Annotated in this window: 9 protein-coding genes; all 9 read right to left on the bottom strand. The window is 68.3% G+C overall.

Annotated features, from left to right (window positions below; all coding sequences use genetic code 11):
• Positions 1 to 344: 344 nt before the first annotated feature.
• Positions 345 to 1,232, bottom strand: a complete 888-nt coding sequence (locus tag A6745_RS25420; RefSeq protein ID WP_066133693.1) for an ABC transporter permease — start codon at positions 1,230 to 1,232, stop codon at positions 345 to 347.
• Between the two features lie 10 nt (positions 1,233 to 1,242).
• Positions 1,243 to 2,292: an ABC transporter ATP-binding protein gene (locus A6745_RS25415; protein ID WP_066133690.1), complete on the bottom strand. Its 1,050-nt coding sequence runs from the start codon at positions 2,290 to 2,292 to the stop codon at positions 1,243 to 1,245.
• 6 nt (positions 2,293 to 2,298) lie between these two features.
• Positions 2,299 to 3,057, bottom strand: a complete 759-nt coding sequence (locus A6745_RS25410) for an ABC transporter permease (RefSeq protein ID WP_082853339.1) — start codon at positions 3,055 to 3,057, stop codon at positions 2,299 to 2,301.
• Between the two features lie 270 nt (positions 3,058 to 3,327).
• Complete coding sequence (locus tag A6745_RS25405; protein WP_066133687.1) at positions 3,328 to 4,035, bottom strand: PqiC family protein; 708 nt, start codon at positions 4,033 to 4,035, stop codon at positions 3,328 to 3,330.
• Positions 4,036 to 5,709: a PqiB family protein gene (locus A6745_RS25400; protein ID WP_066133685.1), complete on the bottom strand. Its 1,674-nt coding sequence runs from the start codon at positions 5,707 to 5,709 to the stop codon at positions 4,036 to 4,038. It abuts the gene before it with no gap.
• A 30-nt stretch (positions 5,710 to 5,739) separates the two neighbouring features.
• Entirely contained in the window at positions 5,740 to 7,101 is a 1,362-nt protein-coding gene (locus A6745_RS25395; RefSeq protein ID WP_082853287.1) for a paraquat-inducible protein A, read from the bottom strand.
• A 9-nt stretch (positions 7,102 to 7,110) separates the two neighbouring features.
• Positions 7,111 to 9,414: an ATP-dependent Clp protease ATP-binding subunit ClpA gene (gene clpA, locus A6745_RS25390; RefSeq protein WP_066134830.1), complete on the bottom strand. Its 2,304-nt coding sequence runs from the start codon at positions 9,412 to 9,414 to the stop codon at positions 7,111 to 7,113.
• A gap of 55 nt (positions 9,415 to 9,469) precedes the next feature.
• On the bottom strand, positions 9,470 to 11,581 hold the full coding sequence (gene pbpC / locus A6745_RS25385; RefSeq protein WP_066134833.1) for a penicillin-binding protein 1C: 2,112 nt from the start codon (positions 11,579 to 11,581) through the stop codon (positions 9,470 to 9,472).
• A gap of 77 nt (positions 11,582 to 11,658) precedes the next feature.
• Positions 11,659 to 16,923 carry an alpha-2-macroglobulin family protein gene (locus A6745_RS25380; RefSeq protein WP_082853286.1) on the bottom strand — a complete coding sequence of 1,755 codons (5,265 nt, stop codon included), beginning with the start codon at positions 16,921 to 16,923 and terminating at the stop codon, positions 11,659 to 11,661.
• Positions 16,924 to 16,963: the final 40 nt, after the last annotated feature.

The following is a 16,963-nucleotide window of genomic DNA, read 5'->3' as shown; positions in this document are numbered from 1 at the left end:
TCTCCCGTTCCGAAGGACTCTCGCCCCGCATCCCGCAGTAGCAAGCGATAGCGGCCGGTGCAGGCCGCAAACAGAGTTGCTGCAAAGCTGTCCATCGGCGGCTGTGCCGCGGGGCAGCGGCATGTTGCTGGCGTGAGTCCTCGGTGAGGCTGGGGCGTGCGGCCCGGCCAATTGGAGGAGGGGCAGTCCCGCGCAGCGGGACCGAGGGCGCCTGATGGCGCGCCCGAGCCCGACGACTTGGCCGGGACGCGCGCCCCAGCCTCGCCGAGGACGTCCCACGAAGATCCCCCTCCCCTGACCAGGAGCGCTCCACAAAGGCCTCTCCAAAGGAATCAGACACAACATCACCCCCCCATCGTCTTGACGTAGCGGCGATGGATGAGCCAGTTGGAGAAAGTGGCGATCAGCAGCGTGGCGCACACCAGCACCAGCGCCAGCGCCGAGCCGAACGGCCAGTTCGAGGCGCGCGTGATCTGGTCGTACAGCGCCGGGGCCATCATGGTCAGGCCGGTGCCGCCCAGCAGCACGGGCGTGGCGTAGGCGTTCATGCACAGGATGAACACCAGCATGGTGCCGGCCGCCACGCCGGGCGCGGCGATGGGCAGGATCACGCGGCGGAAGGTGGTGAAGAAACCGGCGCCCAGGTTCTGCGCGGCCTCTTCCACCGAGAAGTCGATGCCTTCCAGCACGCTCTGCAGCGTCAGGATCAGGTACGGCATGACCACCGCGGTGGTGCCGATGACCACGGCCGTGGGCGTGTACATGAACTTCATCGGCTCGCTGGTCAGGCCGATGCCCATCAGCAGCGCGTTCAGCGCGCCGGCGTTGCCCAGGATCACCATCCAGCCGGCCGCGCGCACCACGTTGCCCACCATCAGCGGAAACACCAGCAGGATGATGAACAGGCTCTTGAAGCGGCTTTGCGTCTTGGCCAGGAAGTACGCCACGGGAAAGCCCAGCACCAGGGCCAGCACCGTGCACAGCCCCGCCACCCACACCGTGTTGAAGAACACGTCGCGGTAGTAGGGATCGGAGAAGAAGCGCACGTAGTTCTCGAACGTGAACGCCTCCTGCATCATCTGCTGCGGGTCGAACCGGTTGAAGCTGTAGCGGAACAACAGCAGGATCGGCACCATGATGATGAGCAGCACCACCAGCGAGGCCGGAAAGGCCATGCTGGCGCCGAGCAGGCGCGAGTCGCGGCTGGGCCGGGCGATAGCGGTCGTCGTCATCGCGGCCCCATCATTCCGAGAACAGCACGCAGTCCGCGGGCTGGAAGCTGGCGTATACGCGGGTGCCGGTGGCGATGGGCAGGTCGCCGCGCGCGGCGCCGTTGGGCACCTGGCTGGCGATGGTCTCGCCGCTGTCGAGCTTGACGCGCACTTCGAGCAGCGAGCCCAGGTACACGGCCGACTCGACCACGCCGGGCAGGGAATTGCCCTGCCCCGGTTGCACCGTGAGGTAGACGCGCTCGGGACGCACGCCCAGGTGGCGCGCGTTGGCCAGGCCGCCCCGCGCATCGAGGCGCGTGCCCTTCTCGGTGGTGAAGGCCGTGCCGTCCAGGCCGCCGCCGAAGAAGTTCATCTTGCCCAGGAAGTCGGCCACGAACAGGTTGGCGGGGTGCTCGTACAGCTCCTGCGGACCGCCGACCTGCTGCACCTTGCCGTCGTGCATGATGGCCATGCGGTCGGCGATGGCCAGGGCTTCTTCCTGGTCGTGCGTGACGAAGATGGTGGTCAGCCCCAGGCGCTGCTGCAGCGAACGGATTTCTTCGCGCACCTCGACGCGCAGCTTGGCGTCCAGGTTGGACAGCGGTTCGTCCAGCAGGAACACCTTGGGCTGGATGGCCAGCGCGCGGGCGATGGCCACGCGCTGCTGCTGGCCGCCGGACAGCTGGCGCGGATAGCGGTCGCGCAGCTCGGTCATGCGCACCATGTCCAGCACCGTGCGGATGCGCGTATCGCGCTCGGCCGCGGGCACCTTGTGCATTTCCAGGCCGAAGGACACGTTCTGCGCCACCGTCATGTGGGGGAACAGCGCATAGCGCTGGAACACCATGCCGGTATTGCGCTTGTGCACGGGCAAGGGCGTGACGTCGGTCTCGCCGATGCGGATCGTGCCCGCCGTGGGTTCGATGAAGCCCGCGATCATGCGCAGCGTGGTGGTCTTGCCGCAGCCGCTGGGGCCCAGGAAAGCCACCAGTTCGCCGTCCGCGATGTCCAGGGTGAAATCCGAGACGGCAACCGAGTTGCCGAATTGCTTCTTGAGTCGTTCGATGCTGACCTTGGCCATTTTTTCTTAAACCACCTGGCTGAGTTTCACGAAGCGGTCGGTCACCAGCATGACGATGCCCAACAGCAGGATCTGGACCGACGCCACCGCCGCGATGGTGGGATCCAGATTGAATTCGAGGTATTGCATGATCGCGATGGGCAAGGTCGTATGGCCCGGGCCCACCAGGGAAAGCGACAGTTCGAGGTTCTCGAACGAGACGACGAAGCTGAACAGCGCCGCCGCCACGATGCCCGGCCGCAGCATGGGCAGCGTGACGCGCAGAAAGGCCGCGCGGCCGCTGGCGCCCAGGTTGCGCGCCGCCTCTTCGATGGAAGGATCCAGGCCGGCCATGCTGGCCGACACCAGGCGCACGGTCCAGGGAATGGTCAGGCACACGTGGGCGATGACCAGCCCGCCGTAGGTGCCCACGATGTCCATGTCCAGGAAGTTTTCCGCCGCCAGGTAGAACAGGTAGATGGCGATGCCGGCCACGATGCCGGGAATCAGCAGCGGCGACAGCAGCAGCGTATTGACGGTGCGGCCGCCCGCGAACTTGTAGCGGACGATGCCCAGGGCGGCCAGCACGCCCATCACCACGCCGGCCACGGCGGCCAGCACCGCCACCTGCAGGCTGAACAGGAACCCGTTGGCGAAGGCGTCGTTGTCCCAGGCCTTCAGGTACCACTGCGTGGTGTGGCCGGACGGGGGGAAGAAGAGGATGGCGTCCTTGAAGAAGCTCAGCCACACCACGAAGATCAGCGGGCAGAGCATGAAGAAGTACATCAGGACGACGAAGGCGCGATGCAGGATGCGCGCCAGGGGAAAGCGGCCTCGCCGGACGGGAGCCGGCGCATCGGCGCCCGGAGCGGGCGTAGCGGTGATTGCCAAGACACTTCCTTAGTAAGACGTCGCGCCACGGAAGACCGTGCAAGGGAACGCGATGTATCTATCGGTAAACCGGGATACTAAGGAAGTTGCAACCTCTTTGAAATAATGGTTAACCTTTAGGGGTTTACCCTTGAAAATATGATCGAAGCCTGAATCCTACAGGCCTCAATCGTTCACGCAGCCCAGCACCTGCACCCGCCCGGATGCCGGCGTGGCCGACTTGCCCTGCGCGCGAATGGCCGAGGCGATGGTATCGCCCAGCAGGGCCACCGCCTGCTGGTGCGCCTGCACCAGCTCGGCCTCGGCCCGGCCGCCCGCGGCCTCCGGACCGAGGCCGCCCGCGACGGGCACGTCGACCCGGCTGCGGCACAACAGGCCCGAGGACCTGTCCCGCGCATCGCGCCGCACGCGCCAGGTGGCCTCGATCACCGACGAGACGCCCGGCGTGGACTCGAAACGCTGCACGTCCACCAGCACGCGCCAGATGGGAGTATCACCCAGCGGCTTGACCACGCGCACGTCGGGCACACCCAGGCGGCGCGTCAGCACGTCGGACAGCGCATCGCGGAACTCGTCGGGCAGCGGCGAACTCCAGCGGTCGGAGTACTGGGCCGTCAATTGGCCGGTGCCGCTGCGCAGCATGAGCTGCGGCTGGTCGACCTGCGGCGGCACGCTGACGGACAGCACCTCGATCATGTAGCCCGCCGGCGCCGTGGCCGTCTGCGGCGCGGTACTGGCCGAGGGCGGCGCCACCAGCGTGTAGTAGCGCACCGGCGGCGAGCCGGCGCAGCCCGCCAGGACGGCGGCGGCCAGGGCGGCGGTTCCGGCCAGGCGCGACGCGCCCGGCAGCGAGGAAAGGAAGCGTGTTTTCATCTAGTTCCTCACGGGGCCGGCGCCCGGAATGGGGTCCTCGCCGCGCCCGCGCAGCAGCGATTCGGGGTTGGTCTGCAGGAATTCCGACAAGGCCCGCAGCGAACGCGCGGCACGCGACAGTTCCTGCATGGCGCGCTCGGCGTTGACCGGCAGCGAGGCATCGGGCGCCAGCATGCGATCGACCCGCTGCAACGACTGCTGGGCCTGCTGCAGCACCTTGCGCGCGTCCGGCGCCAGTTGCTTGTCGATCTGGTTGACCACGCGCGAGGTGCTTTCCAGCGTCTTGTGCAGATCCTTGCCGATCTGTTCGAACGGAATCTTCTCGATCTTGCTGACGATGCTGCCGATCTGCTCCTGCAGTTGGTCGAGCTGCCCCGGCATGGTCGGTATCATGGCCGGATCGCTGGGCACGAACGCCACCGGCTTGGCCTTGGGGAAAGAGTCCAGCACCACGTACAGTTGGCCGGTCAGCAGGTTGGCCGAACGCAACTGCGCCCGCAGGCCGTACTTGATCATCGTGCCCAGCAGCCTCTGCCCGGCCTCGATGCTGCCGCCCGTCTCGGCCTGCAGCTTCTCATAGACGCGGCCCAGGCGCTCGGGATACAGCGTGGCGTCGGCCAGCGCGTAGAAGCGCTTCTTCTCGGTGTCGAAATCGATGGTGACCGCGGTGACGTCGCCCAGAGTGATGCCCTGGAAGTCGACCGGCGCGCCCACCGCCAGCCCGCGCACCGATTGGTCGAAACGCATGCGGATGCGGAACGGCGTGCCATCGGGATTGGCCTTGGCCTCGGCCTCGCCGCCAAACAGGTCGAACTGCGCATCGGCCTTGGCGGGCTTGGACTGCCTCGTGGACAGGTGCTCGAAGGCAATGCCGCCGATGGCCATCGACACCAGCGACTGCGTGCGCATCTTCAGGCCGTCGGCATTGACCGAGACGTCGATGCCGCTGGCATTCCAGAACCGCGTGCCTTCCGTGACGAAACGGTCGTTGGGCGCATCGACGAAGATCTCGATGTTGACCGCTTGTCCGTCCTGGTCCAGCGCATAGCCGACGACGCGGCCGACGTTGATGCGGCGGTAATAGACCGGGGACCCGATGTCCAGCGACCCCAGGTTGCTGGCCTTGAGCACGAAACGCTTGCCGGTGCGGTCATGCGTGACCGCGGGCGGCGTCTCGAGCCCCACGAAGCTGAGCTTTTCGGGCTTGCCTTTCTTGTCGGCCACCCCTTCGGAAGCATCCACGCCGATGTAGGCGCCCGACAGCAGCGTGCCCAGGCCCGATACGCCGGTAAAGCCCAGGCGCGGGCGCACCACCCAGAAATTGGTGCCCTCGCGCGCCAGGTCGGCCACTTCCTTGGACAGCGCCGCCTCGACCACGACCTTGCTGCGGTCTTCGTTGAACCGGATGCCCTTGACCATGCCGATGACGACGTCCTTGTAGCGGACCTGGGTCTTGCCGACCTCCAGTCCCTCGGCCGTCTCGAACTGGATGGTGATCTCGGGCCCTGCCTGCATCCAGGTGCGCACCACCAGCGACAGGCCCGCGATGGCGGCCACGATGGGCACCAGCCAGATCCAGGACAGGCGGCGCTTCTTCTTCCGGACGACGTCGGGCACGCCTACAGGGGGCTGCCGCGTGGGCTCGGTCGTCGGGTCGGGCGTCGGATCAGCCATGGCTGCGAGAACTCTTGGTCTTGAATGGAGTTACATACTACCGGAGCCCGGCCCGCCCCGCCCTGCGGGCGCCGTTACAGCTGCCACCGGTTGTACCGGATGCAGCGCGTGAGGCGCCACGGCGGCATCGTCCGGATCGGGCTCGTCGTCGGCCCCGGCGTGATCCCAGCCTCGGCGCGGATCGAAACTCATGGCGGCCAGCATGGTCAGGATGACCACCATGCCGAAGGCCGCCGCGCCCGGCCCCGCGCTGATGGCCATCAATCCCTGGAAGTCGGCCAGCGCGGCCAGCACGATGACCACGAACACGTCCAGCATCGACCACTGCCCGATGAACTCGACCATCTCGTACATGCGGGTGCGCGGACGCAGGTTGCCGGTGCGGCGCCGCTGCGTGGACCAGGCCAGGATGGCCAGCGCCAGCAGCTTGGTCAGCGGCACCATCACGCTGGCCACGAATACGATGATGGCGATGTCATAGGAGCCGCCGTTCCAGAGTTCCACCACGCCGCCCAGGATGGTGTGCTCGCTGTCGCCCAGCAGCGAGCTGATGTTCATCACGGGCAACAGGTTGGCGGGGAGGTAGAGAATCGATGCGGCGATCATCAGCGCCCAGGTGCGCGCCAGATGATCGGGCTTGCGCACGTGCACCACGGCATCGCAGCGCACGCAGCGATGCGGATCGCCGGCGTGGTCGGCGTCGCCGGGCAGCGCCTGGACCTGGCCGCAGACGTGACAGCCCGCCAGCACCTGGCCGGGCCCGGCATGCGGAACGTGCACGGGCGCCGCCCCATGCGTCTCGGCCAGCCGCCACAGCGCATGCGGCGACAGGCGGCCCAACGTGGTCAGCAGCAGGGTCAGAACGAAGAAGCCGCCCAGCCCGATCTCGGGATGCACGGCGGCCATGCCGGCCAGCTTGACCACCGACACCAGCACGCCCAGCAGGAACACCGGCACCATGCTCCAGGGCCGCAGCCACGACAGCACGCGGATGGCGGTGGCCCGGCCGATCGCGGCCCGACCGCGTGACAACGGCGCCAGCACCCATCCCAGCAGCAGCAATTCGAGCAGGGGCAGCACGAAGCCGGCCAGGCCGGTCATGAGGGCGACCGCCTGATGTCCCTGCCGCCAGGTGATGGAGATGGCGTCCAGCAGCGTGGCGCGCTGCTCCACGCCCTGCACGCTGAGGCTGGCCACGGGGTAGGCGTTGGCCACCACGAACACGACCAGCGCGGCAATGACCAGCGCCAGCCAATCGGCTGGCGTCAGGCGGCTGAACCGCCACAACAAGGTGCCGCACCGCCCGCAGACCGCGGCCTCGTCGCGTTGCAAGGCGCGCCGGCGATAAACGCTGGCGCAGTGCTCGCAGGCGATGAGCGGCTCGCGATCCAAGGCGTGCGTTTACTCGGCCAGCGCGACTTCCTGCCGGGGCGCGGCGTCGCCGTCGGGCTTGTCCTGGTCGAAGCGCAGGACGACCTTGTCGTCTTCCACGTCGACCGTGACGTTGCCGCCATCGACCAGCTTGCCGAACAGCAGTTCGTCGGCCAGCGCCCGGCGGATGGTGTCCTGGATGAGGCGCTGCATCGGCCGCGCGCCCATGACGGGATCGAAGCCGGCCTTCGCCAGGTGCTCGCGCAGGGCGTCGGTGAAGACGGCCGCCACGCGGCGCTCGTGCAACTGGTCTTCGAGCTGCATGAGGAACTTGTCCACCACGCGCAGGATGATGTCGCGCGTGAGCGCGCCGAACGGGATGATGGCGTCGAGGCGATTGCGGAACTCGGGCGTGAACATGCGGCGGATTTCCGCCATTTCGTCACCCGCGACCCGGCTGTTGGCGAAGCCGATGGAAGGACGGTTCAGCGTCTCGGCGCCCGCGTTGGTCGTCATGACGATGATGACGTTGCGGAAGTCCGCCTTGCGGCCGTTGTTGTCCGTCAGCGTGCCATGGTCCATGACCTGCAGCAGGATGTTGAAGATGTCCGGATGCGCCTTCTCGATTTCGTCGAGCAGCAGCACGCAGTGCGGCTGCTTGGCGATGGCTTCGGTCAGCAGGCCGCCCTGGTCGAAGCCGACGTATCCCGGCGGCGCGCCGATCAGGCGCGAGACCGCATGGCGTTCCATGTATTCGGACATGTCGAAGCGCAGCAACTCGACGCCCAGCGTGAAGGCCAACTGGCGCGCCACCTCGGTCTTGCCCACGCCGGTGGGGCCCGAGAACAGGAAGGCGCCGATCGGCTTGTCGGGCTTGCCCAGGCCGGAACGCGCCATCTTGATGGCGGCCGCCAGGGCCTCGATGGCCTGGTCCTGGCCGAACACCACCGTCTTCAGGTCGCGTTCGAGCGTGGCCAGCTTGCTGCGGTCGTCGTTGGAGACCGACTGCGGCGGAATGCGCGCGATCTTCGAGACGATGCTTTCGATGTCGCCCTTGCCGATGACCTTCTTCTGCTTCGAGCGCGGCAGCAGCCGCTGCGCGGCGCCGGCCTCGTCGATGACGTCGATGGCCTTGTCGGGCAGGTGGCGGTCGTTGATGTAGCGCGCGGACAGCTCGGCGGCGGCGCTGAGCGCGGCGGCCGAGTAGCGCACGTTATGGTGCTCTTCGAAGCGGCTCTTCAGGCCGCGCAGGATCTGCACGGTCTGCTCGACGCTGGGTTCGGGCACGTCGATCTTCTGGAAGCGGCGCGACAGGGCGTGGTCTTTCTCGAACACGCCACGGTATTCGGTGTAGGTGGTGGCGCCGATGCACTTGAGCTGGCCCGACGACAGCGCCGGCTTCAGCAGGTTGGACGCATCGAGCGTGCCGCCCGACGCCGAACCCGCGCCGATCAGCGTGTGGATCTCGTCGATGAACAGGATGGAATCGGGATTGCTGCGCACCTGCTTGAGCACGCCCTTCAGGCGTTGCTCGAAGTCGCCGCGGTATTTGGTGCCCGCCAGCAGCGCGCCCATGTCCAGCGCGTAGACCTGCGCGGCCTGCAGCACCTCGGGGACCTCGCCGCGCGTGATGCGCCAGGCCAGGCCCTCGGCGATGGCGGTCTTGCCCACGCCGGCCTCGCCCACCAGCAGCGGGTTGTTCTTGCGGCGGCGGCACAGCACCTGGATGACGCGCTCGACTTCCTGCTCGCGTCCGATCAGCGGATCGATGCGGCCCGCCAGCGCGGCGGCGTTGAGATCGGTGGCGTACTGGTCGAGCGGGGACTGGCGGCTTTCGCTCTGCTCCTCCCCGTTGGTTTGCTGCTCTTTCTGCACGGCGGAGGTCTCCTCCTGCGGCTGCTTGGTAATTCCGTGGGACAGGAAATTGACCACGTCGAGCCGGGTAACGCCCTGCTGTTGCAGGTAGTAGACGGCGTGCGAATCCTTCTCGCCGAAAATGGCCACCAGCACGTTGGCGCCGGTGACCGGCTTCTTGCCGGTGCCGCCCGCGGACACGTGCATGATGGCGCGCTGGATGACGCGCTGGAAGCCCAGGGTGGGCTGCGTGTCGACCTCGGCGCCGCTGGGAATGACGGGAGTGTTTTCAGTGACGAACTGGCGCAGGTTGCGGCGCAGGTCGTCGAGGTTTGCAGCGCACGCGCGCAGCACTTCCACAGCCGATGCATTGTCCAGCAACGACAGCAGCAGGTGCTCCACGGTAATGAATTCATGCCGGGCAGAGCGAGCCTCGACAAACGCCATATGCAGGCTGACTTCAAGCTCTTGGGAAATCACGCTTCCTCCGTAACGCATCGAAGCGGTCACGTACACGTTTCATATTCTATGCCGATCATGGCGTAACGCCAGCGATTTCAAATTCAAGACCGGCATACCGGCCCTGCTCGTCCATGACGGTCAATGCGTACCGTCCATTACGCGACAGGGACAAACTTTGCTGCTGGCCGGCTGCGCCCCGTCGGTGCACCCGGCCGTCCAACATCCACCATACCTCACCCCGCGCCCCCGACACGCCGACGTCCAGCGTGACGCCGTGCTGCCCCGGCACCGGGCGCAGGACGGACCCCTCGGCCACGCCCTCGATCCGCAACGGCCCTTGCGCCACATCGACGTAGCCGGGAAACGAAGGCGGGACGGTATCGTCCAGCGCCCAGGCGCGCCGCGTTTCGGGGCAACGTCCATCAGGCGAACTGCCCTGCCGCCATCCCAGCGGCCAACACGTGACCACCGCCTTGACCGAAGCCGGCTGCGGACGCGCCATCGGCGATCCCGCGGGCAGCGCCTGCACGATGTCGTGCAACAGCGGCGCGGCCACGTTGGCGCCGAAGAACCCGGGGTTGGGCGTGCCGTCAGGGCGTCCGACCCAGACCCCGATGGTCCAGTGGTCGGTGACACCGACGGCCCACGCATCGCGGAAACCGAAGCTCGTGCCCGTCTTCCATGCCAGCCGCCGTCCCGGCGCGCCGCCCTGGAAAAAAGGCCTGTCGGGATCGCCCCCCGCTTCGAGGATGTCCCGGATGATCCATGCCGCGCCGGCACTCATCATACGGGACTCGACACGCGGATCCGCAGGGTCCAGCCGGGGCTTGCCGGCCAAACCGCCACGGGCCAGCGCACGGTAGGCGCCCACCAGTTCTTCCAATGTGGTGCCGCCCCCGCCCAAAATCAAGCTCAGGTTCGGCTGGGCGCCCGCCGGCATGCGCAGGAAGACACCGCCTCCCAGCATAACCGATGCGAACCGTGCCGGTCCGACACGATCCAGCAGGTCGACGGCGGGCACGTTCAGCGAGCGCTGCAAAGCTTGCGCCACGCTGACAGGGCCGGAGAAACTCGCCTGGAAATTGCCCGGCGCATAGCCGCCGAACGACATGGGCGCGTCCATCAGCAGGCTTTCGGAATGGACCAGGCCGTCGTCCAGCGCCAACCCGTACAGGAACGGCTTGAGCGTCGAGCCCGGCGAGCGCACCCCGCGCACCATGTCCACATGGGCATATCGGGAATCATCGGAAAAATCCGCCGAGCCGGCATAGACCTTCACGGCGAGGCTGTCGTTGTCCATCACCAGCACCGCCATCGACACCTTGGGCGGCAGCGCGTCGACGCGGTCCAGCAGCATCTGCTCGACCACGCTCTGCATCTCGGCATCCAGGTTCGACCGCACCAGCGTGGTGTCGGCGGTGCGGTGCCGCGAGGCCATCAGGCGTTGCGCGGCCAGCGGGGCCAGCCAGCGGGCGCGCAGGGGCGGCGCCATCACGTTCTCGATCTTGGCGTCGGCCACGGTCTCGCGCGTCCAGGCGCCCAGCCCGGCCATGCGGTCCAGCACCTTGTCGCGCGCGGCCTGGGCGGCCTCGGGATGGCGGTCGGGCCGCAGCCGGGACGGCGCCTGCGGCAGGGCCACCAGCAATGCGGCCTCGGCGCGGCTCAGTTGGGAGGCGGGCCTGCCCAGCCACAGCCGCGCGCCCATCTCGGCGCCCTCCACGATGCCGCCCATGGGCGCGTGCGTCAGGTACATGGACAGGATCTCGTCCTTGCTGAAGTGCAGCTCCAACTGCACCGCGCGCCAGATCTGGCGCAGCTTGGCGGACAGGACGCGCGAGGGCTGCCCGGCCAGCGCCGGATCGGCCAGCCGCGCCACCTGCATGGTCAGGGTCGAACCGCCGGACACGATGCGGCCGGTGGTGGCCCACTGCCAGCCGGCGCGCGCCAGCGACAGCGGATTGAAGCCCGGATGCCAGTAGAACCAGCGGTCCTCATACGTCAGCAGCGCCTGCAGATACAGCGGGGACACCTGCGAGGGCCGCACCGGATAACGCCAGGCGCCGTCCCGGCTGGGATAGGTGCGCAGCGGCGTGCCGTCCCCGGCGACCACCACCGCCGCGCCCGCCGCGCCGATGCGCGGCAGTGGCATCAGGCGGTCCAGCACCAGCACCGCCGATACCAGCATCAGCAGCGTGCCGGCCGCCGCGATGGCCGCACGCCTGGCGCGGCGGCGCCAGGCAGCGCAACGGCCCGACTGCTGCCTCACGATCCCGGCGTTCCCCGATCCAGGATCTGGACGTCGCTCCACGGCGTATCCACGCCGCGCACCTCGGGGCGGTACATGTCCTCGGCCACGGTGGAAGGCACATGGAAACGGCCCGGCGTCACCACGCGAACCAGGTAGAACACGTCGACCTTGCCACGTCCCAGCGAAACCGCGGCCACGTAACGGTCGTCACGGAACTCGCGGTGCTTGATGTTCGGATCGGACAGCGCATCGGTGACGCGGCGGCCGCCGATGGTCCAGTCTTCCGTGTCCTGGGCCTGCGACAGGTTCAGGTTCTCGACCTCGAAGCCGGCCGGCACGCGGTCGACGATCAGGCCATCGGGCACCAGTTGGCGGCTATCGGCCTCGATGCGCACCACCATCATGTCGCCGGTGCGCAGCGTGCCGCCGTTCCACAGCTTGCCTTCCGGCGTGTACCAGCTGCGCTTCAGCCGGATCACGTCGCTGCGCGGCGCGGGCGGCTGCAGCGTGGTGCCCTGGATGTCGAGCTCGGCGTACAGCGGCTGGCTGCCGGTGTTGCGCACCTGCAGGCTGGCCAGTTCGGCCGGCGTGACCGACACGGTCTGGTCGGCCTTGCCCGTCAGGGCCTGCTCGCCGGCGCCGGCGGCACGGCTCAGCGCCGCCTGCCACGGGCTGCCGTCGCCCGCGGAACGCGCCGCCATCAGCAAGGCCATCTGCTCTTGTGTGGACAGGTACGAACGCTTGTCCAGGCGCGCGGAGACCTGGTCCAGCAGGTTCTCCGAACGCGTATCGCGCAGGCCGTACTGCATGGCGATGGCATAGGCCAGCGCATAGTCGCGCACGCCGCTGCCGTAATCGCCCAGCCAGTCGTCGTAGTACGAGTTCTGCCGGCCCAGGCCGTACGGACGCGTCATCGCCGCATCCAGCGCCGACTTCATGCGGCCCTCGTCGCCCATCAGCTTGAAGGCCGCCGCCAACTGCACCAGCGGCAGCGGCGAACGGGCGCGCTCGCCATAATTGTCGTACAGCAGGCGCAAGGCGGACAGCGGCACCTTGCCGTCGCGCGCCAGCACCAGCGAGGCGGTGGCCAGGCCGGCGAAACGCTGGTGGTCGCGGCGCAGGATCTCGGCGTCGTTGCGGTCGAAACGGCCCGTGGACACATTCTGCTTGAGGTTGGCCGACCACGTGCCGAAGTTGCCCGAGGCCTGCTGCACCTGCGTCAGCAGCCAGTTGCGCGAGCCCTCGAACGTGGACTGCGGCACCTCGAAGCCCTGGTCGCGCGCATCCTGCATGAAACCCACCGCATAGGCGGTCAGCCACACGTCGCGCGACGAGGCGTCGCCCCACAGCGAGTAGGCGCCCGTCGAGCCGCGCATGCCGGCCAGGCGCTGCAGCGCGCCGGACACCTTCTTCTGGCGCGCCTGCATCGTCAGTGCCTTCAGGCCGAAACGCTTGGCGGTGGCTTCGTCGATCAGGACCCACGGCAGCGTGGCGCTGATGGTCTGCTCGGTGCAGCCATATGGATAGTTCAGCAGGCCCTCGACCAGCCGGTTCACGTTGAACGGCGGGCGGTTGGACAGCGTCAGGCTGACCGTCGCCGAATCCGGGTAGTAGCTGCGGATCCAGTCGGCCTGGCCCGCCAGCGTCTCGCCCGGCGCCAGGCGCAGGCGCCGCACGTTGCGTTCGGGCGAATGCGCGGGCTGCACCTGCAGCACCGATTCGCGCACGATGCGGATCGGTTCGGGGCCGCCGTCGGCGTTGACCGACAGGCGCATCATCCCCAGGCCGTAAGAGCCCGTGGTCGTGGCGGTGAAGCGCACGGTGGCGCGCTGCTTGTCGCGCAGCGTGACGGTGCGGATGCTGTCGGCGATGGCCAGCGGATCCAGCGCCTGCAACGTCACCGTGACCTTCTGTGGCGCGCCGCTCAGGTTGGTCAGGTCCAGCGCGATGGCGGCCTGGTCCCCCGGCGTGATGAAGCGCGGCGTGTTCAGCTCGGCCACGATGGGCGCGGCCACGACCATCTGCGCGTCGGCGCTGCCGTAGCGCTCGTCGTCGAAGGCCACGGCCATCAGGCGCAGCGTGCCGTTGAAGTCGGGCACGTCCAGCGGGATGTCCGCCTCGCCCCTGTCGTTCAGCTTGACCGGGCCGGAGTAAAGATCCACCAGCTTGACCTTCTTGGGCAGGCTGCTGGTGTTGCCGCGTCCGGCGGCGTCGCCGCCCCACTTCAGGCGGCCGGCCGTGCCGTCCATCTTCTCGATCAGCTTGCCGTACATGTCCAGCAGATCGGGCGCGTAGCGGTGCTTGCCGAAGAAGAAATCGAACGGATCGGGCGTCTTGTAGTTGGTGATGTTGAGGATGCCGACGTCGACCGCCGACAGCGTCACCATGGCCTGGCCGCCCTTGGCGCCATCCACCTTGACGCGCACCATGGCACGCGTCTCGGACTTGATCCTGGCGGGCGCGGTCAGTTGCACCGACAGCTTGCGGTCGTCATTGTTCAACGGCAGGTACACCAGGCCCACGGCGCGCGCCGGCGTGACGCGGTCGCCCTGGCTGCCCGGCCGCAGCACGGTGGCCGAAACATAGAGGTCGTTGCGCTTCCACGAGGGATCGAGCGGAATCTCGACCTCGGTGCCCGCGGTGCTGGCGGACACCCACTTGGACCACAGCATGCGGTCGCCTTCCACCGTGACCAGCGCCTGGCCGTCGTGCGGCGGCACCAGCGTCACCTTGACCTTGCCGCCCAGCTTGGCGGGCACGCCCGACAGCTTCATCTGCACGCGGTCGGGACGGTTGCCGGCGGTCTCGGCATCCTGCGCGCCCCAGCCCGCGTAGAAGCGGTAGCGGGACATCATGCCGGTTTCGGGGTCGGTGATTTCCAGGCGGTACGTGCCATAGCCCACCGCCAGCGTCAGCGCGGTGCGGCCGCCGATGTCGAAGCTGCGCGAATCGGTCAGTTCGTCGTTGACGACGTAGCCGCTGTTCCAGCCGCGCTGGTCGTCGTAGCGCCAGTAATAGCGGCGGTCTTCGCGGAACAGGCGCATCTTGGCCTGCTTGACCGGCATGTCCTTGCCCTGGGCGTCCACGCGGATGATCTCGAAGCCGGCGGGCGCGCCTTCGCGCGCCACCTCTGCGTCGAACAGCGGACGCAGGCCGATCATCTTGTCGGTCGGCCAGACCGTGCGCTGCAGCGAGCGGACCACCGGGCGGCCGCCCGACTCCAGCAGGCTGGCGACGACGCTGACCCGCATGGGCGACTTGGCGCCGCCCGTCAGTTCGGACAGGTCCACGTCCAGCGAGGCATGGCCCTGGTCGTCCATTTCGGTGTCGGGCAGGCTCACGCGCTTGAGCGTGGCGTCGTCGCTGAAGTCGCCGAAGATGAAGCCCGGCCATTGCTGCGGCAACGCCACGCGCTCGCGGCGCGCCACGACGTTGGACAGCAGGCGGTTGCCCGCGGCGGGCGCGCCGTACAGGTAGTCGCCCTGCACGTCGACCGTCAGCGGCTGGTCGGGCGGGACCACGTCCGGCGCCGTCAGCGCCAATTTCATGCGCTCGGGCAGGAACTCCTCGACGTTGAACCACCAGGTTTCGTCGGCGGCGCGGCTGGACGGATCGACCCGCAGTTCCAGCGACCAGGCGCCGGTCTGGGCGTCGACGGGAATGTCGATGCCCTGCTCCAGGTAGTTCGGCACATTGGCGTCGGGATGCCATAACGCCGTGCGGGCCACGCGGCCATCGGGACGCTTCAGGGTGGCCGTCAGCGGCGCGGCGGGCAGCGGCTTGCCGTCCGGATCGCGCGGCAGCACCGACACGGTGAAGCTTTCGCCCGGACGGTATAGGTCGCGGCCGGAATAGACGAACAGGTTATTGTTGCGCGACGGATGGCCGCCGATGTCGAACTCGGACAGGTCCAGCGAGGGCTCGCCCAGCGCCAGCACGGTCATCTCCTGGCCGCGCGAGGCCCGGATCAGGCGCGCCGACAGATGATTGCCGTCGAAGCGCACGTGGCCGTCGCCATCGGCGGCCGCCTTGGCCAGCACCTTGCCTGCCTGGTCGACCAGTTCGACCTGCGCGCCGGACACCGGCTGGCCGGTCTTCAGCGACACCGTGTAGCCCTCGATGCGGTCCGGATAACGGCGCACCATCAGGCCCATGTCGCTGACGTAGAAATACGTGACCTGCGATTCGTAGCGGAAACGGCCGGGCTGGCTCATCACCGCGACATAGATGCCGGGCTGCTTCAGTTCGGCGATGCTTTCCACGGGCAGGAAGGTGACGTGGCGGCGGTTCGGCGTGGAATCGGTGACGAAACGGCCCTGGTAGACGCTTTCCGTCAACGAGTGCAGGCGGTCCAGCTCATAGTTGCCGATGGAGCCCTTCAGGCTGCGGTTGTCCGAATAGCGCCAGTCGTCGTAGTCCTGGCCCTCGCCATCCGAGTCGTCGCCGGCGTCGTCGTTCTTGGCCCCGGGCGGGCCGATGCGCAGCACGTTGCCGAAGAACTCGGGCATGCGCTCTGGCGGCACGCGCAGGAACTGCACGTCGACCTCGGGCTGGTTGACCGTGACCACCGGCAGGCCGCCGTTCTGGCCGGCCGGCAGCACCACGCCACGGCTGGCGAAGTAGTAGGACGGCGGCATGGCCTGCGTGCTGACCTGGCAATAGCCGGCGGCGGGCAGTTCGGTCTTGGCGGTCTCGGCCGGCAGGCCGGCGCGCAGGCGCACGGTGTAGGACTTCTGCGGCTGCACGTACGGGAAGAACACCACGCGCGGGTTGTCGCCGACCACCCAGCGGCCCTGCGCAGTCTTGCCCTTGACGCCGGGGTCGCCCGACTTCACGGCGCCCGCCTCGGCCGACGCGCCCGCGGCGGCGGCATCGGACGCCTGCGCCGCGGCGGCAGGATCATCGTTCTTGCCGGCCGTGCCGGTCTCGATGACTTCGAGGAAGGAATCGAGGTTGGCGCGGCGGTCCACCGGCTGCGTGAAAGTCACGGCCAGCGCGGGAGAATCGCCGTATTCGCGCTCCTGGCAACTGAGCGCGGAGAAGGGATCGGCCTGGCCGACCATGGCGCTGGCCGGCAGGGGCGCCGGTTGCGGAACCGGGGTGGGCGCCTTGACGGGGGCGGGCGCGCCCGAAGCCTGCTGCGTGGCCGCTGGCTTGGCCGGCGGCGGCGCCGACGGCGAACCGCTGCTGCGGCCCGCGAACCACCCCGCCGCCGCCGCGGCCACGACGACCACGGCAGCGCCCAAGGCCAGAACGGCCCCATTCCTCTTTCCCGACACAGCTCACCTCACGCGACTTGGATTCTGATTCTCGCGTCAG

It is taken from the genome of Bordetella ansorpii, assembly GCF_900078705.1.
Lineage (GTDB): Bacteria > Pseudomonadota > Gammaproteobacteria > Burkholderiales > Burkholderiaceae_B > Bordetella > Bordetella ansorpii_A.
The sequence above is the reverse complement of the archived record's forward strand: the minus strand, read 5'-3'. Positions and strand labels throughout refer to the sequence as shown.

What these genes read in the sequence shown, in the direction of transcription:
- A6745_RS25420 (WP_066133693.1), bottom strand. Translation starts at nt 1,232, where the DNA reads ATGACGACGACCGCTATCGCCCGGCCCAGCCGCGACTCGCGCCTGCTC.
- A6745_RS25415 (WP_066133690.1), bottom strand. Translation starts at nt 2,292, where the DNA reads ATGGCCAAGGTCAGCATCGAACGACTCAAGAAGCAATTCGGCAACTCG.
- A6745_RS25410 (WP_082853339.1), bottom strand. Translation starts at nt 3,057, where the DNA reads ATGTACTTCTTCATGCTCTGCCCGCTGATCTTCGTGGTGTGGCTGAGC.
- A6745_RS25405 (WP_066133687.1), bottom strand. Translation starts at nt 4,035, where the DNA reads ATGAAAACACGCTTCCTTTCCTCGCTGCCGGGCGCGTCGCGCCTGGCC.
- A6745_RS25400 (WP_066133685.1), bottom strand. Translation starts at nt 5,709, where the DNA reads ATGGCTGATCCGACGCCCGACCCGACGACCGAGCCCACGCGGCAGCCC.
- pbpC (WP_066134833.1), bottom strand. Translation starts at nt 11,581, where the DNA reads ATGCTGGTATCGGCGGTGCTGGTGCTGGACCGCCTGATGCCACTGCCG.